At 68.1% G+C, this 22,267-nt stretch carries 21 protein-coding genes; 12 read left to right on the top strand and 9 right to left on the bottom strand.

Features of this window, described 5'->3' with window-relative positions; genetic code table 11:
• Positions 1-162 precede the first annotated feature (162 nt).
• Complete coding sequence (locus tag ACPW96_RS03555; protein ID WP_425819070.1) at positions 163-360, top strand: hypothetical protein; 198 nt, start codon at positions 163-165, stop codon at positions 358-360.
• 239 nt (positions 361-599) lie between these two features.
• A complete protein-coding gene (locus tag ACPW96_RS03550; RefSeq protein WP_425882033.1) occupies positions 600-1,349 on the top strand; it encodes a hypothetical protein in 750 nt (249 codons plus the stop codon).
• A 27-nt stretch (positions 1,350-1,376) separates the two neighbouring features.
• On the opposite strand, the gene ACPW96_RS03545 is transcribed toward ACPW96_RS03550, so the two are convergent.
• On the bottom strand, positions 1,377-1,775 hold the full coding sequence (locus tag ACPW96_RS03545) for a DUF5655 domain-containing protein (protein ID WP_425819074.1): 399 nt from the start codon (positions 1,773-1,775) through the stop codon (positions 1,377-1,379).
• A 131-nt stretch (positions 1,776-1,906) separates the two neighbouring features.
• Between ACPW96_RS03545 and ACPW96_RS03540 the strand changes: the two genes are divergently transcribed.
• Positions 1,907-3,148 carry an amidohydrolase gene (locus tag ACPW96_RS03540; protein WP_425819076.1) on the top strand — a complete coding sequence of 414 codons (1,242 nt, stop codon included), beginning with the start codon at positions 1,907-1,909 and terminating at the stop codon, positions 3,146-3,148.
• 51 nt (positions 3,149-3,199) lie between these two features.
• Here ACPW96_RS03540 and ACPW96_RS03535 read toward each other — a convergent pair whose 3' ends face one another.
• From ACPW96_RS03535 to ACPW96_RS03515, 5 genes are all read right to left on the bottom strand, one after another.
• Entirely contained in the window at positions 3,200-3,481 is a 282-nt protein-coding gene (locus ACPW96_RS03535; protein WP_425882032.1) for a hypothetical protein, read from the bottom strand.
• Between the two features lie 133 nt (positions 3,482-3,614).
• Positions 3,615-4,925, bottom strand: coding sequence for an RNA polymerase sigma factor (locus ACPW96_RS03530; protein ID WP_425882031.1), 1,311 nt, complete (start codon positions 4,923-4,925; stop codon positions 3,615-3,617).
• The gene (locus ACPW96_RS03525; RefSeq protein ID WP_425819082.1) at positions 4,907-5,284 is read right to left on the bottom strand and encodes a YciI family protein; all 378 of its coding nucleotides are present in this window, start codon (positions 5,282-5,284) and stop codon (positions 4,907-4,909) included. The genes ACPW96_RS03530 and ACPW96_RS03525 overlap by 19 nt, the downstream gene beginning before the upstream one ends.
• A 40-nt stretch (positions 5,285-5,324) precedes the next feature.
• On the bottom strand, positions 5,325-5,909 hold the full coding sequence (locus ACPW96_RS03520; protein ID WP_425882030.1) for a dihydrofolate reductase family protein: 585 nt from the start codon (positions 5,907-5,909) through the stop codon (positions 5,325-5,327).
• Between the two features lie 179 nt (positions 5,910-6,088).
• Positions 6,089-7,081: a LacI family DNA-binding transcriptional regulator gene (locus tag ACPW96_RS03515; protein ID WP_425819086.1), complete on the bottom strand. Its 993-nt coding sequence runs from the start codon at positions 7,079-7,081 to the stop codon at positions 6,089-6,091.
• A 267-nt stretch (positions 7,082-7,348) separates the two neighbouring features.
• On the opposite strand from ACPW96_RS03515, the gene ACPW96_RS03510 reads away from it, so the two are divergent.
• The 9 genes from ACPW96_RS03510 to ACPW96_RS03470 all read left to right on the top strand — a co-directional run bounded on the left by ACPW96_RS03510 (position 7,349) and on the right by ACPW96_RS03470 (position 18,977).
• Entirely contained in the window at positions 7,349-8,890 is a 1,542-nt protein-coding gene (locus tag ACPW96_RS03510) for an ABC transporter substrate-binding protein (protein WP_425882029.1), read from the top strand.
• 77 nt (positions 8,891-8,967) lie between these two features.
• A complete protein-coding gene (locus ACPW96_RS03505) occupies positions 8,968-9,909 on the top strand; it encodes an ABC transporter permease (RefSeq protein WP_425819090.1) in 942 nt (313 codons plus the stop codon).
• On the top strand, positions 9,906-11,786 hold the full coding sequence (locus ACPW96_RS03500; protein WP_425882028.1) for a dipeptide/oligopeptide/nickel ABC transporter permease/ATP-binding protein: 1,881 nt from the start codon (positions 9,906-9,908) through the stop codon (positions 11,784-11,786). Before ACPW96_RS03505 ends, ACPW96_RS03500 begins: the two co-directional genes overlap by 4 nt.
• Positions 11,786-12,622, top strand: a complete 837-nt coding sequence (locus ACPW96_RS03495; protein WP_425882027.1) for an ATP-binding cassette domain-containing protein — start codon at positions 11,786-11,788, stop codon at positions 12,620-12,622. The genes ACPW96_RS03500 and ACPW96_RS03495 overlap by 1 nt, the downstream gene beginning before the upstream one ends.
• Before the next feature lie 28 nt (positions 12,623-12,650).
• A complete protein-coding gene (gene uidA / locus ACPW96_RS03490; protein WP_425819096.1) occupies positions 12,651-14,429 on the top strand; it encodes a beta-glucuronidase in 1,779 nt (592 codons plus the stop codon).
• A 3-nt stretch (positions 14,430-14,432) separates the two neighbouring features.
• Entirely contained in the window at positions 14,433-15,863 is a 1,431-nt protein-coding gene (gene uxaC, locus ACPW96_RS03485) for a glucuronate isomerase (protein ID WP_425882026.1), read from the top strand.
• Positions 15,860-17,200 carry a mannitol dehydrogenase family protein gene (locus ACPW96_RS03480; RefSeq protein ID WP_425882025.1) on the top strand — a complete coding sequence of 447 codons (1,341 nt, stop codon included), beginning with the start codon at positions 15,860-15,862 and terminating at the stop codon, positions 17,198-17,200. The genes uxaC and ACPW96_RS03480 overlap by 4 nt, the downstream gene beginning before the upstream one ends.
• Before the next feature lie 17 nt (positions 17,201-17,217).
• Positions 17,218-18,456, top strand: coding sequence for a D-mannonate dehydratase ManD (gene manD / locus ACPW96_RS03475; RefSeq protein WP_425882024.1), 1,239 nt, complete (start codon positions 17,218-17,220; stop codon positions 18,454-18,456).
• Positions 18,453-18,977 (top strand): gluconokinase, encoded by a 525-nt coding sequence (locus ACPW96_RS03470; RefSeq protein WP_425882023.1) that lies wholly within the window; start codon positions 18,453-18,455, stop codon positions 18,975-18,977. Before manD ends, ACPW96_RS03470 begins: the two co-directional genes overlap by 4 nt.
• A gap of 18 nt (positions 18,978-18,995) precedes the next feature.
• Here the strand turns inward: ACPW96_RS03470 and ACPW96_RS03465 are convergent, their stop codons facing one another.
• The 3 genes from ACPW96_RS03465 to ACPW96_RS03455 are packed head-to-tail and all read right to left on the bottom strand — an operon-like array spanning position 18,996 to position 22,216.
• The gene (locus ACPW96_RS03465) at positions 18,996-19,745 is read right to left on the bottom strand and encodes an SDR family NAD(P)-dependent oxidoreductase (RefSeq protein ID WP_425882022.1); all 750 of its coding nucleotides are present in this window, start codon (positions 19,743-19,745) and stop codon (positions 18,996-18,998) included.
• A 36-nt stretch (positions 19,746-19,781) separates the two neighbouring features.
• Positions 19,782-20,456 (bottom strand): SDR family NAD(P)-dependent oxidoreductase, encoded by a 675-nt coding sequence (locus tag ACPW96_RS03460; RefSeq protein WP_425882021.1) that lies wholly within the window; start codon positions 20,454-20,456, stop codon positions 19,782-19,784.
• Positions 20,453-22,216, bottom strand: coding sequence for an IlvD/Edd family dehydratase (locus ACPW96_RS03455; RefSeq protein WP_425882020.1), 1,764 nt, complete (start codon positions 22,214-22,216; stop codon positions 20,453-20,455). The genes ACPW96_RS03460 and ACPW96_RS03455 overlap by 4 nt, the downstream gene beginning before the upstream one ends.
• Between the last annotated feature and the right edge of the window lie 51 nt (positions 22,217-22,267).

Below are 22,267 nucleotides of genomic sequence, written 5' to 3'. Positions count from 1 at the left end.
GGACGATGAAATCACGCGCATCGCGTGAGGTGCCGGGAGTGCCTGGCGAAGGCTGGAGTCGACCACTAGCGCGAAGGCGGCGTATCAGCTAGGTTTCGACCGAGGGGGACTCTCGACCGATAGCTGGAGGTCATAATGTCGTACGATCGCGGGTCAGCAGACGTGAAGGTTCCCGCACTTCCCACCGTGATCTTCTATCAGCCGCAGGTCAATCGCCTGCTGGAAGTTGATGCCAAGGAAGACCTCGCCTCTTGGGAAGAGCGCATATCCAAGTGGAGTGGTGTCCGGCTCGGAGCGGAGGACATCCTCTCATCCGGCGGCACATGCACTGATAGCGGAAACGACTGCGACGTCGACTGATCGCGCTGCAGGGCGTGGCCGTGCGGTGTCTGTTCCTCAGCCACCGCAATGACCTCCATACCGCCGTGGTCGCCAAGCTCCTCCGCGACCACACCGGGGTCGAGGTCGACATCGTCGCCGTCGACGACATCGCCGGAGGGAAAGGCATCACCCTCTTCTCGACCGGCGGAGCACTGCCCGTCGGCACGGCGCGCCTCAGCGCAGATGACTACGACCTCATTTGGGCGAGACGACTCCGGATGCCTCAACGCGGCGCGCCGAGCGACGGAGGGGAGGCGAGCGCCTACGCGAACTCCGAATCCCAGGCGGCCATCGAAGGCTTCTGCCTGGGGGCGGGTGAGGATCAGGTGGTCGTCAATCCGATCCTGGCCGAGCGCCGCGCGGAATCGAAACTCTGGCAGCTGCACATTGCACCGGTGCTCGGGTTCGATATCCCCGACACCGTCTGCAGCAACAGCCCCGCCGACATCCGATCTGCGGTCGAGAGCATGGGCGGTCACGCCATCGTGAAGAAGCTGCGTGGCACGCATCACCGGAGCCTGCTCACGCTGGCCGTGACCCCGACCATGTTGGCTGACGACGATGCATTGGCGGCGGCTCCCCTGCTCGTGCAACAGCGTATCGACGCCGAGTGCCACTATCGCGTGAATGTCTTCCTCGATGAGATCATGGCGTTCCGCATCGAATCCGACGCGTTGGACTGGCGTCCGGGTGCGGGACGCGGTGCCGTGCTGGTCGAGCTTCCTTCGGCGTTGGCGAGGCTGTGCCTAGATTTTCGCGAAGCGTCCGGGCTCTATTACTGCGTTCTCGACCTCGTACAGGCGCGGGATGGCCGGGTGTACTTCCTGGAATGCAATCCACAGGGTCAGTTCCTGTTCATCGAGCAGCGAAGCGGGCAGCCAGTGAGCATCGCGTTCGCCAGGATGGTTCTGGGCCTCCTCGATCTTCGTGATCGAGTTGCCTCACTGCCGCAGCAACTTCCGGTCTGAAAGACGCCTGCCGCGACGAGAGGCGTGTCACCGCAGGTGAGCGCCCGCCCCGACGGCATATGCCTCGCCGACCCATTCGGCGAACTGTGCATCGAGCTGGTCGGCCGCCGTCACCCGGAAGCGATGGACGAACAGCCGCTCGGTGTACGGAGAGACGGAGGTGATCCGCGGATCGCGGACGTCGCGCTGCAGGTCGAGATAGCCCCGCAGCCCGGATCGGTCGGGTCTCGCACCGGCGAAGCCGCGACGCGAGCCCTTGAGCGTGACCGTCGTCTTGCTGACCGCATACGTGAAAGGCCCGATGCCCTCCACGATGGCGATGAACCGCCGGAACAGGTCGACGGCGAAATCGGGCTGGCCGGCGAGGTGACGCGCGACCGTCCACTCCCCGCCGCTGTTCGCCTCCTCAGTGCCGTTCTCCGTCATGAGGCCACTGTGCCGCAGGAAGACCCCGGGGACAACGGGACTCGCGTGAGGACAGGACGTTCGCGAACGGCCTGCCGAGGCGGAGACAGCTGCGCCGCGACCGGTCCACGACGTCGCCCTAGGGTGGATGGATGACTGACTTCCTGGCGATCACCGGTGGCTACGTCGTTCCCGTGAGCGGCGATCCGATAGAGAACGGAACCGTGGTCGTCGCGGACGGAGTCATCTCGGCCGTCGGCGGACCGGACACCCCGATTCCGGACGGCGCCCGGATCGTCGAGGTCTCGGGCAGCTGGGTGCTGCCCGGCTTCGTCGAGGCGCACGGCCACCTCGGTGTGCACGAGGACGGCGAAGGGTGGTCGGGCAACGACACCAACGAGATGACGGATCCGAACGGCGCGCGATTCCGCGCGCTGGACGGCATCGACATCGAAGAGGTCGGCTTCCGCGACGCCCTTCGGGGAGGAGTCACGACCGCGGTCATCAAGCCGGGGTCCGGCAACCCCATCGGCGGCCGGACCGTCGCCATCAAGACCTGGGGCGGACGCACCGTCGACGAGCAGGTGCTCTCGCTCGATGTCTCGGTCAAGTCCGCGCTCGGCGAGAACCCGAAGCGCGTGTACGGCGACAAGAAGCAGACGCCATCCACCCGCCTCGGCGTCGCCGCGGTGCTGCGAGAGGCGTTCGTGAGCGCGCGCAACTACGCCGAGAAGCGCGCCGCCTCGGTCACCAAGGGAGAGCCGTTCGAGCGCGACCTCACCGACGAGACCCTGGCCGCCGTCCTGGACGGCGACCTCGTCTGGGACCAGCACTGCCACCGCCACGACGACATCGCCACCGCCATCCGCATCGCCCAGGAGTTTGGCTACACACTGGTGGTCAACCACGGCACCGAGGGCCACAAGATCGCCGATGTGCTGGCAGAGAAGGGCATCCCGGTCATCTTCGGCCCCATGCTCACCTCGCGCTCCAAGGTGGAGCTGCGTGACCGGGCGATCGGCAACCTCGCTCTCATCGCGGCGGCGGGCGTGAAGGTCGCGATCACGACCGATCACCCGGTCGTGCCCATCGAGCAGCTTCGCCTGCAGGCGATCCTGGCCGTCCGGGAGGGGCTGCCCGCGAAGACGGCGGTCGAGGCGCTGACGGTCAACCCCGCATCGATCCTCCGGCTGGACTCGCGCGTCGGCGCCCTGGCGGAGGGCCGGGATGCCGACATCGTGGTGTGGTCAGGAGACCCGCTGGCCATCGAGTCGGAGGTCGAGCAGGTGTTCATCAACGGCCGGGCGGTCGTGGAGCCCACCGACGACCAGGACCGGACTCCGCGGATCGTGGACCGGTGGGAGCGGTTCGGCCGAAGCTCCTGGAAAGGGTGACCGGGTAGGCCGATTGCCGGACGACGCGGGTCGTCGCGGGGGTGGCGCGCTTCACGCCTCCGGTGCGCCGGGGGTCGGCTCCGATGGCGTCGGGAACGTCGGCTCGTCCGGACTGGGCGCGAGCGGCTCGTCTGGGTGCGGGGTGGCCGGCTCGTCCGGCACAGGGCTGAGGGGCTCGTCCGGGGCAGGCATGGTCGGACTGGATTCCGAGCTAGGAGCGTGCGCCCGTTCGGGCACGGTGGGCCCCGACGGGTTCCCGCCGGGGGTGGGAATCTGATCCGGCCCGGGAGGGATCTCTCCCGGACCGCCGGGAGCCGGGTTCGCGGTGCTCATGTTGTCCTCCTTCGTGCGGGACGGGCGATCCCGCCCTCGGCGCTTGTGCGGGGCGGGAACCCGCCCTCTTCGAGGTTCGCGGCGTGCCGCTGTCCGCGGTAGCGGGTTGACCGCGGCGCAGGAGCGAGGTAGCTCACGAGACGCTGCCTCCCCGAAAGGCCTCGGACCTCGCACGGAGATAGTCGGCGACGCGGCCGTGCGAGGCGGCGGCGGCCGCGGCATAGGCGGCGGACGCGTCGGCGTCGCCCGCGCGCGCCAGCAGATCGGCCCGGGTGGCGAGGTACGGCTGGAAGACGGATGCCGGCAGCTCGATGCGAGCGAGTTCGGCGAGGCCGGCCTCCGGGCCGAGAGTCCTTCCCACGATCGCGGCGTGCGCGACGCGTGCGCCGAGCGTCGGCGCGACGGTCACCAGAGCCCTGGACAGGGTCTCGAGCGCCGCCCAGTCCGTCGCCCCCGTACGCGCGCGGGCGGCGTGCACCGCCTGCATGGCTGCTTCGAGCTGCAGCCGTCCGGGTGGCCCGGACGTGACGGCGGCCGCCCGGCGAAGGGAGCGCTCGCCTTCCGCGATCAGGCCACGGTCCCAGGCCCGCGTGTCCTGCTCGTCGAGCGGGATGAAGGGGCCGCGGCGGGCGGCGGCCCGGGATAGCGAGAGCGCGATCAGCGCCGCGAGCGACCACGCCTCGGCGTCGTCCCCCAGCAGAGAGGCGAGCGTGGTCGCCAGGTACAGCGCTTCGCCTGGCATCGACTCGGGAGCGCGGTGCGAGATGCCGTCCGCATCGTCCCAGCTGGCCGCAAAGCATCCGTAGACCGCCTCGAACACGGCAGGGAGCCGTTCGCGACGAAGAGCCGGCTCGGGGACGACGAAAGGGATGCGGGCGTCGCGGATGCGCCGCTTCGCGCGGACGAGCCGTTGCGCCATCGTCGCCGGCGGGACGGCGAACACCCGCCCGATCTGGGTCGCGTCGAAGCCGAGCACCGTCTGCAGCATGAGCGGTGTGCGCACCGACGGGTCGATCGCTGGATGCGCGCAGACGAACAGCAGTTCCAGGCGCCGGTCGCCGATCGCATCGGGTTGCACTTCATCGAGCGGGTTGGTCGATCCCGCCGCGTGCTCCGTCGCGGCATCCCACACCGCCCTCGTGCGCATTGCGGCCGACTTCCACGAGTCGCGCTGCCTGTTGCGGGCCACGGTCAGCAGCCATCCCTCCGGGTTGTCGGGCACGCCCTGCCGCGCCCAGCGGTCGAGCGCCTGTGCGAACGCGTCGCCGAGGGCATCCTCGGCGTGGGCGATGTCGCCGTCAGCGGCGGCCAGCAGGGCGACGAGCCGGCCGTACGAGGCGCGCGCGGCGCGCTCGGCCGCCGCGTGTGCCGCCGCGTCCGCCGCGTCCGCTGCCGCGTTCGGCTCCGCGTTGGCCTCGGCGGCCGTCATCCGTTCGGCACCCACACGCCGTCGCTCGTGTACGTGGCTCCCGGTCGAATCTCCACGGCGCCCCACCGCACCGGCGGCGCCTTCGCGGCCCAGGAGATCGCCTCGTCGAGGTTCGGCACGTCGATCACGAACGTCCCACCCAGCTGCTCCTTGGTGTCGGCGAAGGGGCCGTCCTGAATCCTCAGCACTCCGTCGGCCATCGTCAGGGTCGTGGTGCTCTCCGATGGCTGAAGGACTTCCGCGGCGATCAGCACGCCGGCGCCGTGCAGCGCTGAGGCGTAGGCGGCGAACGCCTCCATGCCCGCCTCAATGGCCTCCGGGCCGAGGGACTCCGCGGTCTCCTCCGGGTAGTGCAGCAGCAGCGTGTAGCGCATGGGTCGATCCTTCCGGCGTCCTGCCCGCTCGTCCAGCCCGTCAGCCGCGCACGCGGTACGACGCGATCACGACGCCCGTCGTCGTCGGGAGCGCCCGCTCCAGGTCGAGATCGACGCGATCCGCCGGTCCGAACAGGCTGGTGCCCGAACCGAGGACGATCGGGTGGATCAGCAGGATGTACCGGTCGATGAGGCCGGCCGCGTGCAGGCTCCGGACCAGCTCCCCACTGCCCAGGATCGTCAGATCGAGGTCGACGCCGTCGCGGAGTCGTTTGACCGTCGCCGGAGCATCGCCCGCCAGCAGGTGGCTGTTCGGATACACCGGCTTCGTCGAGGCATCCCTCGACACGACATACTTCGTCTTCCGGGTGAGGACGTCGCTGAACGGGTTCTCGAAGGATGCCGCCGACCAGAAGCCCAGCAGATCCTCGTACGTCCGCCTGCCGAAGAGGAGCGCACCGTCCTGGGTCATGCCTTCCGCCGCAAAGCCCATGGAGATATCGTCCTGGTAGCCGTTGCTCCAGCCGCCGTGGGCGAATCCGTTCCTCGTGTCCTCGTCGGCGCGACCCGGCGCCTGCATGACGCCGTCGAGGCTGACGCTCTCGAAGACAGTGATGGTCGACATGCCCACTCCGATCCGGGACGCACCGGCGGCGTCCTCACGGACATGACGAGTTCGGCCGGCGCCGATCGACAGGTCAGGGAAGGTCGGCAGGTCAGACGCACCGGGCGGGACAGGAGGCCGGGCTCAGACCCGGGCTGGTCCGGGTCCCGTGGACTCACGGATCAGCAGGTGCGTGGGGATCAGACCCGGGCCGGTGCGGGTCCCGTGGACTCACGGATCAGCAGGTGCGTCGGGATCAGCGATGTCGCGTTTCCGACGGCGCGCTCGCCGTTCAGCGCGGCGAGCAGCCGGGTGGCGGCCACTCGTCCCGCCTGCTCCGTATCCCCTGCGATGGTGGTCAGCGGTGGATCGCAGAAGTCCGCCCCGAAGATGTCATCACACCCGATGACACTGAGTTGGCCGGGCACGGAGACCCCTCGACTGCGAAGGCGCTGCAGCATCCCGATCGCCAGGAGATCGTTGTACGCGACGCAGGCGGTGGCTTCGGTCAAAAGGAGCGCATCCGCAGCTCCGACCCCGCCCGCGCGAGTGGGAGGGTGGGGCCCCACGAGGATCGGCATCATCTCCTGCAGGAGAATCTGCTCCTCGAACTCCTTCCAGCGCCAGCGATTCTGCCACGACTCGGGTGGGCCCGACACGAAGGCCACGGTGCGGTGGCCGAGCGCCTTGAGGTGGTCGACGGCCTGCGTCAAGCCCATGCGGATGTCGATCAAGACACTCGGGATGTCGTCGTGCCGGCGGTTGATCACAGTGAGCGGCAGTCGGGCTGCCGCCGTCCGCAACGCGTCCGAGTCCAGCCGGGGTGCAGAGAGGATGACGCCATCGACGACATTCACCAACTGCTCGAGGGTCTCGGATTCGGTGCGTCCGGACTCGCTGGTGTCGATGAGCAGCTGCATGTAGCCGGCACCGCGCAGCTGCTCCTGCGTCGAACGGATGATGTCGAAGTAGAACGGGTTCGTCACGTCCGGCACGAGCAGAGCCACGAGTCCTCGTCGCTGCGTGGCGCGCGGGATGGCTGTGTATCCCAGTTCCCGCGCCGCGTCCATGATCTGCTGGCGCGTGGCCTCGTTGATCCGGCCCGGCGTGCTGAAAGCGCGCGAGACCGTGGAGGCGGCGACGCCCGCTCGGGCGGCTACGTCCCGAGCTGTGACCCTGTTCGCACTGACCATTGACATCCCTTGCTCGACAACACTTGGCAATATTCTATCCATTGCCAGACTAACCGGACGCGCCTGGGATGGTCGCCGAATTTCCCGGTGAACCCAGCGCGCGCTTCGCTCGGGGCGCCAACTTTTTCGCCCATTGACGCGGCGTGAACGCTATGCACGCATGGAAACACTTGGCAACTTGTTGACGGGTCGTGCCACAGGCGTTCTCATGGATGCAACGGCGACCACACCTTCGCCAAATCCGATGACGTATAGAAGGTATGAACAATGAAGTCCATCAGCAGCAAGATCGGGGTTCTCGCGGTGGGAGCCCTCTTCCTCGCCGGATGCGGCGCCGGCGCCCCTTCCGCCCAGGAATCCGCCAGCGGCGACGCCGCGGGCCGGGGCGGCACACTCAAGATCGGCCAGCTCGGAGACGTCGCCTCGTGGGATCCGGCGCAGGCCCATGTCGGACACGCTCTCGTGCCGTACCAGCTCCCCTATGACACGCTCATCCTTCGTGAGCCGGACGGGGAGCTCAGCCCCATGCTCGCCACGGAGTGGAGCTACAACGACGACCGGACCGTACTCACGGTGGATCTGCGCACCGACGTCTCATTCTCAGACGGCGAGCCGTTCGACGCCGAGGCGGTGGTGGCCAACCTCGAGCACTTCAAGTCCGGGAACGGTCGCCAGGCGGTTCAGCTGACGCAGTTCGAGTCCGCGACCGCGGTTGATGAGGACACCGTCGAGATCACCCTCGCTCAGCCCGACCCGGCGATGGAGTACTACCTCAGTCAGGCGGCGGGCCTCATGGCAAGCCCCGCGGCGATCGAGGCGGGGACCCTTGAGACCGATCCCGTCGGCACCGGCCCGTACACGTACGACAAGGCGAACTCCGTGCGCGACTCTCAGTCGATCTTCACGGCGAAGGAGGACTACTGGAACCCCGACCTGCAGAAGTTCGACTCGGTCGAACTGCGCATCCTCGAAGACCTCTCTGCACGGGCGAACGCGATCATCTCGGGGCAGGTCGACTGGACCACTCTGGACGCAAGGACCGCCGGACAGGCCGAGGACGCCGGGCTGGAGATCATTCCCGACTATCAGGTGGACTGGACGGGTGTGACGTTCTTCGATCGTGACGGCGTCATCAACCCGGCGCTCGCCGACGTGCGCGTACGCCAGGCCATGAACTATGCCATCGACCGTGAGACTCTCCTCGAGCAGTTGCAGCTCGGCCGTGGCTCGGCGACGAGCCAGGTGTTCGGTCCTGAAAGCGGAGCGTTCGTCGACGATCTCGAGGACTATTACCCTTACGACCCTGAGATGGCGCGGGAGCTGTTGAGCGAGGCGGGCTATGAGGATGGACTTGAGATCACTCTCCCTGTGATCGACGGATTCGCGACGCAGATCACCGCGGTCGCCCAGCAGCTGAGCGACGTGGGGATCACCGTCAACCAGGTGGCCGCCGTTCCGGCCAACTACGTCGCAGACGCCGTCCAGCAGAAGTTCGAAGCCTTCAACTTCAACCTGTTCCAGGGCGAGGCGTGGGTCGCGATCAACCAGATCATCGCGCCGACGGCCACCTACAACCCGTTCCAGACGACGTCTCCTGAGCTGGAGGAACTGATACCCGTGGTCCAGCAGGGCGGCGACGACAGCGAGGCCGCCGCACAGGACATCAACCGGTACGTCACCGAGAACGCCTGGTTCATGCCGCTGTATCGCATCGATCAGATCAGCGTCTACAATCCCGACGCGATCACGGTGGAAGCGCAGATCCAGTCGGCCATGCCCGCGCTGTACAACTTCGCTCCGGCGGAGTAGGCCGCACTCGGACAGGGGTGGGGGCGGCGCGCGCACCGCGTCAGCCGCCCCCGCCTCCCAACCCGGAGACATCTCTCATGCTTACTTTCACTCTGCGGCGACTCGTCTCAGGGGTCGGGCTGCTCATCGTCATCTCGATTCTGACGTACACCCTGCTCTTCTTCTCGAGCTCGAGTATCGCCCGCAACATCCTCGGCGATCAGGCCACACCCGAGCAGATCGCTCTCAAAGAGGCCGAGCTCGGCCTCGACCAGCCCCTCTTGGTTCGCTACTTCGACTGGGCCGGCGCAGCGCTGCGGGGTGACCTCGGCCAGTCCTGGTTCAACGGCGAGCCCGTCACCGAGACCATCCAGGGTCGCCTGCCTGTCACCCTCGTGCTGATGTTCGTCTCCATCGTCCTGGTGGCGCTCATCGCCACCGCCCTCGGAGTCCTCGCCGCCGTCCGCCGCGGCGGGGTGGATCAGGCGATACAGGTCGGCGCCGTGGTCGGAGACGCCATTCCCGGCTTCGTGCTCGCCATCTTCCTCGTCACGATCTTCGCGGTGAACCTCGGCTGGTTCCCCGCGGTGGCCACCATCCGACCAGGGGCAGGGGCCGAGGCGTGGATCGTGTCCCTGACACTCCCCGTCATCGCCATCGTGGTCAACTACGTGACATCCAGCGCGCAGCAGATCCGCAGCGCGGTGATCAAGGAGCTCGACAAGGACTACGTGCGCACGCTCCGCAGCCGCGGCCTCGGTGAGCGTGAGATCGTTCTGAAGAACGTCCTGCGCAGTGCGGCGCCGGCCGGTCTCACCGTACTGAGCCTGCAGTTCATCGGACTCCTCGGCGGCGTGGTCATCCTCGAGCAGATATTCGCGATCCCCGGCTTCGGCGCCCTCGCCGTCAACGCGACCGTTCTGAGCGACATCCCGCTCGTCATGGGGGTGGTGATCGTCTCGGTCATCTTGGTGATCATCGTGAATCTGGCCGTGGATATCGCCCAAGGCGCCCTCAACCCGAAGGTTCGGCTCTCATGACCAGCGTCATCAAGACCCCGTCCGTACCCAAGCGCCCCCGTCGCGGCACCCTCCGCCGGATGCTGCGCAACCCCCTGGGTATCATCTCGCTCTCGATGCTCACGATCATCGTGCTGGCGGCGGTCTTCGCGCCGCTGATCGCGCCGTTCGACCCGGCGTACGCCGACGTCGGAAACACCCTCGCCGACCCGGGTGGGCAGAATCTGCTCGGCACCGACAGCAACGGCCGCGATGTCCTCTCCCGACTGGTCTACGGCGCTCGACTGACCTTGCTCTCGGCTCTCCTGTGCGCGGCAGTCGCGATCGCGATCGGCCTCCCGGCGGGACTCATCGCCGGGTTCTACGGCGGACCGTTCGACAGTACGTCGAATTGGTTCTCGAACATGCTCATGGCGCTGCCGGCCATCATCATCCTGCTGTCGGTGCGTGCGGCGCTCGGGCCATCGACGTGGTACGCGATGATCGCATTCGGCATCCTCATCAGTCCCGCCTATTTCCGGCTGACCCGCACCGCGGTGCAGTCGGTGCGCAATGAGCTATATGTGGACGCGGCCCGAGTCGTCGGTCTGAGCGATGCCCGCATCATCTCGCGGCACGTTCTCTCGGTCGTTCGCGCACCGCTGATCATCCAGACCGCCCTCATCTGCGGAGTCGCGATCGCGGTGCAGAGCGGACTGCAGTTCCTCGGGCTCGGTGACCCCACCGAGGTCTCCTGGGGTGCGATGCTCAGCGACGGCTTCAGCAACATCTACATCCAACCTCTGCTCATGCTCTGGCCGGCGCTGGCGATCGGTATCACGATCGGTACGCTCGTGCTGCTCGGCAACGCGATCCGTGACGCGCTGGAAGACCGCCGCGAGATCAAGGCTCCGCGACGCCCGGCCATACAGACCCCTCTCCCTGCAGACGAGCCGGCCGCGGTCGACGACGCCGAGGCGATCCTCCAGGTCGCGGGGCTGAGCGTCGGCTATCCGAACGCCGACGGCGAGTACACCCGCGTGGTCCGCGACGTATCGCTCACGATCCGGCCCGGTGAGGTGCTGGGTCTGGTCGGCGAGTCGGGGTCGGGCAAGTCGCAGACAGCGTTCTCCATCCTCGGCCTGCTGCCGCAGAACGCGCGCATCCTGTCGGGCTCTATCCGCTTCCAAGAGACCATGCTCGTCCGTGACGGCGAGGTCGACGCGAAGGCCGTGCTCGCCATCCGTGGGCGACGCATCGCCTACATTCCGCAGGAGCCGATGTCGAACCTCGACCCGGCCTTCACGATCGGGCACCAGCTCACGCGTCCCATGGTCAAGCTCCTCGGCATCTCGAAGAAGGAGGCCCGCGAACGCGCGCGGAACCTGCTCGAGAGGGTGGGGATCACCGATCCCGAGCGAGTCATGAAAGGGTATGCGCACGAGATCTCGGGCGGAATGGCGCAGCGCGTGCTGATCGCAGGTGCTCTGACATGCGAACCCGATCTCATCGTCGCCGACGAACCGACGACAGCGCTGGATGTGACGGTCCAGGCCGAGGTGCTCGACGTGATCCGAAAGATGCAGCAAGAGCTCGGCGTCGCGGTGCTTCTGGTCACCCACAACATCGGTGTGATCGCCGACATCGCCGACCGCGTGGCGGTCATGCGCCAGGGAGAGATCGTTGAGACCGGGCAGGTCGAGGAAATCCTCGAGAACCCCTCACACCCGTACACCCGGTCGCTCATGGCCAGCATGCTCGTCGGCAAGACGCCGCTCACCCCGCTCGGTCTCTCGGGGCCCACCACGGGAGGCGAGACCAGCTACGACGAGGATGCCGGCGAGCTGGCGATTGATCAGGCCGACATGCAGCAGCCGCTCTCGTCAGCCGCCGAGACAATGCTGCGAGAGGACATCTGATGAGCGACCTGTTGGAGGTACGCGACCTGGTCGTGGAGTACAAGCCGAAGAAGCTGCGCGCCAAGCCCCTCCGCGCCCTGCATGGAGTTTCGCTGAGCGTCGCCGAAGGCCGCACGCTCGGGCTCGTCGGCGAGTCGGGCTCGGGCAAGACGACGATCGGTCGCGCGATCCTGGGCCTCGCGCCCATCGCCTCAGGCGCGATCGCCTTCGAGAGCCAGGACATCACCCGCATCAGCCGTCGGGACCGCCGCAAGTTCAGCGGCGACCTGCAGGTGATCTTCCAGGATCCGTACACGTCCCTCAATCCCGCGATGGACGTCGGCGACATCCTGGCCGAACCCCTCGGTGTGCAGGGCGTCGCCCGCGACGCGGCGCGGAAGCGCGTGGAGACACTCCTCGATCGGGTCGGCCTCCCTTCGAACGCGATCGACCGTCAGCCGTACGAATTCTCGGGCGGACAGCGCCAACGCATCGCGATCGCCCGGGCGCTCGCACTCGACCCCAAGCTGATCGTGTGCGACGAGCCGGTGAGCGCCCTGGACCTGACCACTCAGGCCCGCGTTCTCGACCTGCTGCTCGAGATTCAGCAGGACACCGGGGTGGCCTACCTGTTCATCTCGCACGACCTGGATGTGGTTCACCACGTCAGCCACGACGTCGCGGTGCTCTACAAAGGCCAGATCGTCGAAGACGGTCCGGCGGCCGAGGTCACCCGCACACCTCAGCACCCATACACCCAACAGCTGCTCCTGGCCTCGCCGGTGCCGAATGCCGCCGAGCAGCGCGCCCGCCGCGAGCAGCGCCTCGCACTCAAGGCAGCGCCCGACGCAGCCTGATATCTCCACCGAACGAGAAAGAGAAGCCGTGCTCAAGCCCATCTCCACCCCTACTCGCGAATTGGTCCGCCTGGACGGTCTCTGGCGCTTCGCGCTTGACGACGCGGCGATCGCCGAGCCCTGGGCAGGTCACCTCGAGACCGCCCTGGAGGCTCCGGTTCCGGCCAGCTACAACGACGTCTTCGCCGACCAGACGATCCGCGACCACGTCGGCTGGGTCTGGTACCAGCAGACGGTGCGTGTCCCCCGTGGGTGGGCCGGCGAGCGGGTCGTGCTGCGCGTGGACGCCGCCACCCACGAGGGGGTCGTCTACGTCGACGACACCAAGGTTGCCGAGCATGTCGGCGGGTACACGCCGTTCGAAGCGGATGTGACCGACCTCGCCCCGGCGGGCGAGGAGGTGCGGATCACGATCGGCGTGAACAACGAACTGACGAACGAGACGATCCCGCCGGGCACGATCTCGACGACCGAGGCGGGCCGCCGCAAGCAGGCCTACCGCCATGACTTCTACAACTACGCGGGACTGGCCCGCTCGGTTATCCTCTACTCGACTCCCGCGACCCGGGTGACCGACGTCACTGTGACGACCGACATCGATGGCGCGACGGGTGTCGTGGAGTACCGCGTGGAAACCTCCGGCGACGCCGAGGTCCGCGTCGTCCTCTCCGACGCCGACGGCACCGAGGTCGCGGCTGCGGACGGCGCGTCGGGAGAGATCACCGTGGCGGATGCCGAACTCTGGCGACCCGGCCGCGGCTATCTGTACGAGCTGCGGGTGGAAGCGCTCCAGGGCGGAAGCGTCGCCGACGTATACGAGCTGCCGGTCGGCATCCGCTCGGTCCGCGTCGATGGTACACGGTTCCTCATAAACGGCGAGCCGTTCTACTTCCGCGGTTTCGGCAAGCACGAGGACAGCGCGTTCCGCGGCCGCGGGTTCGACAACGTCGTCATGGTGCACGACTTTTCCCTGATGGAGTGGATCGGCGCCAACTCGTTCCGGACGTCGCACTACCCGTATGCCGAGGAGTTCCTCGACTACGCCGACCGCCACGGGATCGTGGTGATCGACGAGACGGCGGCGGTGGGCCTCAACCTCGGCATCGGCGGCGGATTCCACGGGGCGGTCAGCGAGCTCTCCTTCTCGCCGACGATGTTCAACGACAAGACCCAGGCGGCCCACGCCGAGGGCATCCGCGAACTGATAGACCGCGACAAGAACCACCCGAGCGTCGTGATGTGGTCGATCGCCAACGAGCCGGAGTCGGTCGAGGAAGGCGCTCGAGAGTACTTCCGGCCGCTCGTCGAGCTCGCGCGGGAGCTCGACCCCTCCCGCCCGCTCACTTACGCGAACGAGTACCGGGGCACCTTCCACAATGACCGCCTAGCCGACCTGTTCGACGTGATCTGCCTGAACCGCTACTACGGCTGGTACAACGAGACGGCAGACCTCGATTCCGCGGCTCTCAAGCTCGAGGCGGAACTGCGCGGCTGGGAGTCGGCGTTCGGCAAGCCGATCATCATCACGGAATACGGCGCCGACACGCTCGCCGGACTCCACGCCGTCGGAACACAGGTGTGGAGCGAGGAGTACCAGGTTGCGCTGCTGCGCACCTACCACGAGGTCTTCGACCGCATCGACGCCGTCATCGGGGAGCAGGTCTGGAACTTCGCCGACTTCCAGACCTCGCAGGGCATCATCCGAGTGGACGGCAACAAGAAGGGCGTCTTCACCCGCGACCGGCGTCCGAAGGCGGCCGCCTTCCTGCTGCGGGATCGGTGGCGCACCGCCTCCGAAGGGGTCTGAGCCATGCGTGATGCCCACCCTGCACCCGCGGCTGAGCGGGCCGGCGTCGCGTCATCCGACGCACTCCTCCCCGCCGATCAACGCACGCGCGACATCGCCCGCGACCTCTACTCCGAGGTCGCGGGTGCGCCGATCATCTCTCCGCACGGGCATGTCGATCCCAGGCTGCTGGCGGACGACACTCCCTTCCAGGACCCGGCCGAGCTTCTCATCACTCGTGACCACTACGTGACCCGTCTCCTCCATTCCGCGGGAGTGGACCTCTGGGAGCTGGGGCTGGATCCAAGCCGGCCGGTGGATCCACGAAGTGCCTGGCGACGATTGGCGGAGAACTGGCACCGGTTCGCCGGCACAGCCAGCGGATACTGGCTGACGCACGAGCTTTCGTCCCTGTTCGGCGTGGACGAAGAGCTCGACGAGAGTTCGGCCGATCGCATCTACGATCGCGTAGCGGTCGCGCTCACCGAGCCGGAGTTCCGTCCGCGCGCTCTGTTCGAGCAGTTCCGCATCGAGGTTCTCGCCACCACCGACGACCCACTCGACGACCTGGAAACGCACCGCCTTCTCGGCGCGGACCGCTCATTCCACGGACGAGTGCTCCCCACCTTCCGTCCAGACGCCTACGTCGACCCCGATTCGGCGGCGTTCACCGAGAACGTGACGAAGCTTCTGGCCGCTACCGGAGAGAGCACCTCGTTCGCCGGTTATCTCGGCGCGCTCGCTGCGCGTCGCGCGCACTTCCTGGCGCGGGGGGCGGTCTCGGCGGACCACGGCGTGCTCGAACCCTTCACGAGCGATCTGGCCCCGACCACCGCGGAAGGGCTGTTCCAGCAGGCCCTGACCGGCACGCTCGACCCTGCCGGCGTCCGCCTCTTCCGCGGCCATATGCTGTTCCAGATGGCACGGATGAGCGTCGAAGACGGTCTCGTGATGACCGTCCACGCCGGAGTGCGCCGCAACCACCACGCGCCGACCTTCCGGCGCTACGGGGCCGACACCGGTCACGACATCCCGGTGCGGACCGAGTACACGGAGAATCTGCGGCCTCTCCTGGATGCCTTCGGCACCGCGCCGGGGTTTCACTTCGTGCTGTTCGCCGTCGATGAGACGGTCTACTCCCGGGAGATCGCGCCTCTCGCGGGCTTCTACCCGAGCGTCTACATCGGCGCGCCGTGGTGGTTCCTCGACGCGCCCGACGCGATCCTGCGCTGGCGCTCTGCCGTCACCGAGACCGCCGGCTTCTACCGGTCGAGCGGGTTCATCGACGACACGCGGGCCTTCCTCTCCATCCCCGCACGTCACGACACCGCGCGTCGTCTGGACGCCTCCTACCTGGCCCGTCTGGTCGCGGAAGGGCGCGTCTCGATGACGACCGCGCGCCGGATCGCACGCGACCTGGTGGGGACCATCCCTCGAGAGGTGTTCAAGCTGTGACCGACGCGACCATTGCTGCGCCCCGCACAGCCCCACGGCGCCCCGTGCGGATCGTGCACATCGGCCTGGGACGGTTCTTCCGTGCGCATCAAGCGTGGTACACCGCCAGGGCAGCGGATGCCGGGAGCTGGGGGATCGCCGCCTTCACGGTCCGCAGTCCCCGGGCAGCGGCGGAGTTGGCGGCGCAGGACTGCGTGTACACACTGACAGTGCGCGGGCCCGAGGTCGACACGGAGGAGCGCATCGATAGTGTCGTGGCAGCGCACGATGGTTCGGATGTCGACGCCCTGTGCGACTATGTCTCGCGCCCCGAGGTGGCGGTGATCACCCTGACGGTGACGGAGGCCGGCTACGGGCTGGACGCTGAAGGGAAGCCCGACATGGAGGACCCGGAGGTGAGCGGGGATCTCCACGGCCTTCGCACCGGCACGTTTGGCGCGCACACGGTGCTCGGCCGGCTGATCGCCGCACTGGACGCTCGCCGTCGCGCCGGCGCCGGGCCCATCGCGCTCGTGCCCTGCGACAACGTGCCGGGAAACGGGCCGTTCCTCGCGCGAGGACTTCTGCGGTTCGCCGAGCAGATTTCGGGCGACCTCGCGGCGTGGATCCGAGAGAACGTCTCGTTCGTCAGTACATCGGTCGACCGCATCACGCCCCAGACGACGGGGAGCGAAGTCGTCACCGAGCCATTCTCCGACTGGGTGCTGGCCGGAGACTTTCCGGCCGGCCGGCCGGCCTGGGAGAGCGCGGGCGCCCGATTCGTGAACGACATCGAACCTTGGGAGGCCCGCAAGCTGTGGCTGCTCAACGGAGCGCACAGCATCCTCGCGTTCGCCGGTCTCACGCGCGGACTGCAGACGGTATCCGAGGCGATCGCGCACCCGGAATGCCGCGCGCTCGTCGACGCCTTCTGGGACGAAGCCGTGCAATGTCTGCCCGCGGGCACCGAAGTGGACGACTACCGCGAGCAGCTCGTGGTGCGCTTCGCCAACCGCCGCATCGAGTACCGGCTCAGCCAGATCGCGACAGATGCCACGACCAAGGCGCAGTTCCGCTTCGCGGCGGTGTCAGAGCGCTCGATCGAAGCGGGGCGAAGCCCGGAGGCGTCTGCTCGGGCGACCGCGGCGTGGATCCAGTGGGTGCTCGGTCGACCTTCCGAAGCCGACGCACGGGCGGCAGAGATCGCCGCCGCGGCGGCATCCGATGATCCGATGACCGCCCTCGTCGAGGTCATCTCACCGCGGCTCGCCGCATCCCGTGCGTTCATGGATCGCGTTCGTCCAGCGACGGCCGCTCGTCCCGAATCCCTTCCCCGCGGCGCCGCCGTCGCGTCCTGACCTGCAAGGAGACACCCATGATCATCGACAAGGCAGAAGTGATCGTCACGAGCCCCGACCGCAACTTCGTGACGCTCAAGCTGACGACCGACGACGGGCTGACCGGCCTCGGCGACGCGACGCTGAACGGCCGCGAACTCGCCGTGGTCACCTACCTGACCGAGCATGTGGTGCCGCTGCTGATCGGGGCGGATGCGTCGCGCATCGAGGACACCTGGCAGTTCCTGTACCGCTCGGCGTACTGGCGGCGCGGCCCGGTCACGATGGCCGCGATCGCCTCGGTGGACATGGCCCTCTGGGACATCAAGGGCAAGGCGGCCCGGATGCCGGTGTACCAGCTGCTGGGCGGCGCATCGCGCAACGGCCTCATGGCGTACGGGCACGCGTCCGGCAAGGAGCTGCCCGAATTGTTCGACTCGATCCGGGCGCATCAGGAGCAGGGCTATAAGGCGATCCGGGTGCAGACCGGTGTCCCGACCCTCAAGGCGATCTACGGCATCGCGGCGCAGGGCGCCGATGTGGGAGATGCGACCGTCCGGTACGACCACGAGCCTGCGCGCCGCGGCGCCAAGCCGGTGGAGGAGGACTGGGACACCCGCGCTTACCTCAACCACCTGCCGGGGGTGTTCGAGGCCGTCCGGAACGAGTTCGGTCCCGACATCCCGCTGCTGCACGATGGCCATCACCGGATGACGCCCATACAGGCTGCCCGGCTCGGCAAGGACCTGGAGCCGTACGATCTGTTCTGGCTCGAGGACTGCACACCGGCCGAGAACCAGGAGGCGCTCCGGCTGGTGCGCCAGCACACCACCACGCCACTGGCGATCGGCGAGATCTTCAACACGATCTGGGACTTCAAGGACATCATCCGCGACCAGCTCATCGACTACGTCCGAGGGGCCGTCACCCACATGGGCGGCATCACGTCGCTGAAGAAGACGCTCGACTACGCGGCGATGTACCAGATCAAGTCGGGCATGCACGGGCCGACCGACATCTCGCCGGTGGGAATGGCGGCCGCGATGCACCTCGGGCTGTCGATCCACAATTTCGGCATCCAGGAGTACATGAAGCACGGCGCCAAGACCGACCAGGTCTTCGAGCAGTCCTTCACCTGGACCGACGGCTACCTCCACCCCGGCGACAACCCCGGTCTCGGCGTCGAGCTCAACGTCGACGAAGCAGGCAAGTACCCGTACGAGCAGGCATACCTGCCCTACAACCGCCTGCTCGACGGCACCGTGCACGACTGGTGAGCGGCGTGCCGGAGATCCGCCGCATCGTCGTGATGGGGGTCGCCGGATGCGGAAAGAGCACTGTCGGCGCCGCCCTCGCGGCGGCCATGGGGCTCCGGTTCCTCGACGGCGACACGCTGCACAGCCCGTCGAACGTGGCGAAGATGGCATCGGGCATCCCTCTCGATGACGACGACCGCCGACCGTGGCTGGATGCCGTCGGCGCGGTCCTCGCGCGGGCCGGCGAACCGGGAATGGTCGTCGCCTGCTCGGCGCTCAGACGGGCGTACCGCGACCGGCTGCGCGCCGCCGCGCCCGACCTCGTGTGCGTGCACCTGGACGGCAGCCCTCAACTGCTGGAGGACCGACTGCGGGCGAGACCCGGTCACTTCATGGCGGCGGGGATGCTGGCATCGCAGCTCGCGACGCTCGAGCGCCTGGAGAACGACGAGGCCGGCGTGGTGATCGGGATCGATCAGGATGTCGATTCCATCGTCGCCGAGACGCTCCAGGCGCTCGACCGGCAGCCCGCGCAGCCGTAGAGAGCCGCACCGGTTGGCCTACTCCGGCCGGAGGCGAAGCTCCTGCATCCCGCCGTCGACGGCTATCGACGTGCCCGTCGTCGAACCGGAGCGCGGACTGGCCAGGTACGCGACGGCGCCGGCGACCTCGTCGGCGCTCACCAGGCGGCCGTGCGGCTGCCGGGCCTCGAGGGCCCGGCGCTCGGCATCCGGATCGGATGCGGAATCGAGCAGCCGGCCGATCCACGGCGTGTCGGCGGTGCCCGGATTGACGGCGTTCACCCGGATGCCCTCCCGCAGGTGGTCGGCCGCCATCGCGCGCGTCATCGCGAGCACCGCGCCCTTCGTGGCGGAGTACAGCACCCGCTGCGGGAGGCCGGCGGTGGCGGCGACCGACGAGGTGTTGACGATGGATGCCGCGGGGGACAGGCGCAACGCGGGGAGCGCGGCCCGGGTGACGCGCACCATGCCGACCACGTTGATGTCCCAGACGCGATGCCACTCGTCGTCGTCGTTGGCCCCGACATCGCCCTGGGCGCCGATCCCGGCGTTGTTGACGACGATGTCGATGCGGCCGAACCGTTCCAGCACGGCGGCAACGGCGGCACGCACCGAATCGTCGTCGGAGACGTCCGCGGCGACGGCGAGGTCGGCGTCGGCGGTGTTCGACACGTCCCGGTCGAGCACCGCCACCGTCGCGCCATCCGCGCGCAGCCGCCGCACGATCGCCGCCCCGATGCCCGAAGCGCCGCCCGTGACGATCGCCACAAGGTCCGTGAACTCCGTCATTCCGCCTGCTCTCCGGGGCCGGTCGGCCCGCTCTGCTCAATACGTGGCGCGTCCGCCGCTGATGTCGTACACGGCACCGGTGGAGAAGCTGCACTCGTCCGACGAGAGCCAGCTGACGAGCGCGGCGACCTCTTCGGCCGTGCCGACCCGGCCCATCGGGATGAGCGACGTGATGTGCGCGAGCACCTCAGGGGAGGTGGTCGAATTCATGGGGGTCTGAATGACGGCCGGAGCGATCGCGTTCGCCAGGACGCCCGTCTTCGCCAGCTCCTTGCCGAGGGACTTGGTGAGGCCGATCACCGCCGCCTTGCTCGCCGAGTACGCCGACAGGTTCGGGTTGCCGTCCTTGCCGGCCATGCTCGCCATGCTGACGATACGTCCCCAGCCGGCCTCGATCATCCCCGGCACGACGGCCCGGGTCACGGTGAAGAGCCCGTGCACGTTGACGTCGAACGTGCGACGCCACTCCTCGAGCGACACCTCCCAGAGCGGCTTGTTCGGACCAACGATGCCCGCGCTGTTGATGAGGATGTCGACCGGCCCGATCTTCGCGACCGCCACCGCGACGGAAGCGGGATCGGTGATGTCGAGCGGCACGTCGGCCTCGGGCGAGAGGTCGAACGTCACGACCTCGACGCCGTCGGCGCGCAGCCGAGCCGCACAGGCGGCCCCGAGGCCGCTCTGTCCGCCGGTAATCAGCGCGCGCCTCAATGCGACTCCCGGCTGACCGGGGCTCCGCTGGAGCCGACGAGGAAGTCGAGATCCGCTCCGGTGTCGGCCTGCATCACGTGATCGACGTAGAGCTTCGCCCACCCGCGCACCGGCGCCGCATAAGCCGCCTTTGCGGCGGGCGTCTGACGGCGCGCCCGCAGCTCCTCATCGGAGACCTCCATGTGCAGCGAGCGGCCTTCGACATCCACGCGGATGAGGTCTCCCGTCCGCACGAGCCCCAGCGGTCCACCCGCGGCGGCCTCGGGCGCCACGTGCAGGATGACGGTGCCGTACGCGGTTCCGCTCATGCGGGCGTCGCTGATGCGCACCATGTCGCGCACCCCCTGCTCGAGCAGCTTGCGGGGCAACGGCATGTTGCCGACCTCCGGCATGCCCGGGTAGCCACGAGGACCGCAGCCGCGCAGCACCAGCACCGAGTCGGCCGTCACGTCGAGGTCGGGATCATCGATCCTCGCGCGCATGTCTTCGACGCTCTCGAACACGACCGCCGGCCCGACGTGCTGAAGCAGGTGCGAGGTGGCGGCCGCCGGCTTGACGATGGCACCCTGAGGCGCGAGGTTGCCGCGCAGCACGGCGATCCCCGCGTCGTCCATCAGCGGGGCCGACCGGGGAAAGATCACCGTGTCGTCGAACACCGGATGACCGTCGAGGTAGTCCACCAGGGGCTTGCCGGTCACGGTGATCGGCGAAGGGCTGAGCAGGTCCTTCACCTGCTCGAGCAGCGCGAGCACGCCGCCGGCGCGGTACAGGTCGTCCATCAGGAATCGGCCGCTGGGCTGCAGGTTGGCCAGCACCGGCACCCCCGCTCCCGCGGCATCGAAGTCCTCGAGCGTGAGGTCGACACCCACGCGTCCCGCGATCGCGAGCAGGTGCACAACGGAGTTGGTCGAGCCGCCCACGGCCGCGACGGCGACGATGGCGTTGAGGAACGCGTCCCTGGTCAGGATGTCGCTCGGCTTGCGGTCCTGGGCCACCATCTCCACGATCAGGCGACCGGTGTCGTGCGAGAGCGAGAGCAGCCGTGAGTCCGGCGCCGGAGTTCCCGCGAATCCCGGGATCGTCATGCCGAGCGCCTCGGCGACGACCGCCATCGTCGACGCGGTGCCCATGGTGTTGCAGTGGCCCTTGCTGCGGATCATCGACTGCTCGGAGCGCAGGAACTGCTCCTCGGAGATCGTGCCCGCGCGCGCCTCCTCGCTGAGGCGCCAGACGTCGGTGCCGCAGCCGAGCGCCTGGCCGCGGAAGTGTCCCGTCAGCATCGGACCGCCCGGAACGACGATGGCGGGAAGATCGACGGATGCCGCGGCCATGAGCAGCGCGGGAATGGTCTTGTCGCAGCCGCCGAGCAGCACCAGGCCGTCGATCGCGTTGGCGCGGAACATCTCCTCCATCGCCATCGCCGCCATGTTCCGCCAGAGCATGGCAGTGGGCTTCACCTGCGTCTCCCCGAGCGAGACGACGGGCAGGTTGTAGGGGACTCCGCCGGCGGCCCAGACGCCCTGCTTCACCGCATCCGCCACCTCGTTCAGGTGCATGTTGCACGGCGTGTAGTCGGACGCCGTGTTCGCGATGGCGATCTGCGGCTTGGATGCGTCGAGGGCGTCCTCCGGCAGTCCGCGCCGCATCCAGGCGCGGTGGATGTACGCGTTGCGGTCGTCGCCTGCATACCAGTCGGCACTCCGTAGATGGGCACTGGGGAGATCGGCGCTGGGCAGATCTGCACTGGGGTGAGAGTTCACGCGGATCCTCGGTTTCCATCTGCTCGAATGGCACGATAGCATTTCGAATTA

Source organism: Micromonospora sp. DT81.3 (assembly GCF_049847225.1).
In the GTDB taxonomy this organism is placed as follows: Bacteria; Actinomycetota; Actinomycetes; order Actinomycetales; family Microbacteriaceae; genus Microbacterium.
Note: the sequence above shows the minus strand (reverse complement) of the source record. Positions and strands in the feature narration are given on the sequence as shown.

Bases quoted from the DNA above. Each gene is read 5' to 3' on its own strand.
- ACPW96_RS03550 (WP_425882033.1), top strand. From the start codon at position 600: ATGCCTCAACGCGGCGCGCCGAGCGACGGAGGGGAGGCGAGCGCCTAC.
- ACPW96_RS03545 (WP_425819074.1), bottom strand. From the start codon at position 1,775: ATGACGGAGAACGGCACTGAGGAGGCGAACAGCGGCGGGGAGTGGACG.
- ACPW96_RS03540 (WP_425819076.1), top strand. From the start codon at position 1,907: ATGACTGACTTCCTGGCGATCACCGGTGGCTACGTCGTTCCCGTGAGC.
- ACPW96_RS03535 (WP_425882032.1), bottom strand. From the start codon at position 3,481: ATGAGCACCGCGAACCCGGCTCCCGGCGGTCCGGGAGAGATCCCTCCC.
- ACPW96_RS03525 (WP_425819082.1), bottom strand. From the start codon at position 5,284: ATGCGCTACACGCTGCTGCTGCACTACCCGGAGGAGACCGCGGAGTCC.
- ACPW96_RS03520 (WP_425882030.1), bottom strand. From the start codon at position 5,909: ATGTCGACCATCACTGTCTTCGAGAGCGTCAGCCTCGACGGCGTCATG.
- ACPW96_RS03515 (WP_425819086.1), bottom strand. From the start codon at position 7,081: ATGGTCAGTGCGAACAGGGTCACAGCTCGGGACGTAGCCGCCCGAGCG.
- ACPW96_RS03510 (WP_425882029.1), top strand. From the start codon at position 7,349: ATGAAGTCCATCAGCAGCAAGATCGGGGTTCTCGCGGTGGGAGCCCTC.
- ACPW96_RS03505 (WP_425819090.1), top strand. From the start codon at position 8,968: ATGCTTACTTTCACTCTGCGGCGACTCGTCTCAGGGGTCGGGCTGCTC.
- ACPW96_RS03500 (WP_425882028.1), top strand. From the start codon at position 9,906: ATGACCAGCGTCATCAAGACCCCGTCCGTACCCAAGCGCCCCCGTCGC.
- ACPW96_RS03495 (WP_425882027.1), top strand. From the start codon at position 11,786: ATGAGCGACCTGTTGGAGGTACGCGACCTGGTCGTGGAGTACAAGCCG.
- uxaC (WP_425882026.1), top strand. From the start codon at position 14,433: ATGCGTGATGCCCACCCTGCACCCGCGGCTGAGCGGGCCGGCGTCGCG.
- manD (WP_425882024.1), top strand. From the start codon at position 17,218: ATGATCATCGACAAGGCAGAAGTGATCGTCACGAGCCCCGACCGCAAC.
- ACPW96_RS03465 (WP_425882022.1), bottom strand. From the start codon at position 19,745: ATGACGGAGTTCACGGACCTTGTGGCGATCGTCACGGGCGGCGCTTCG.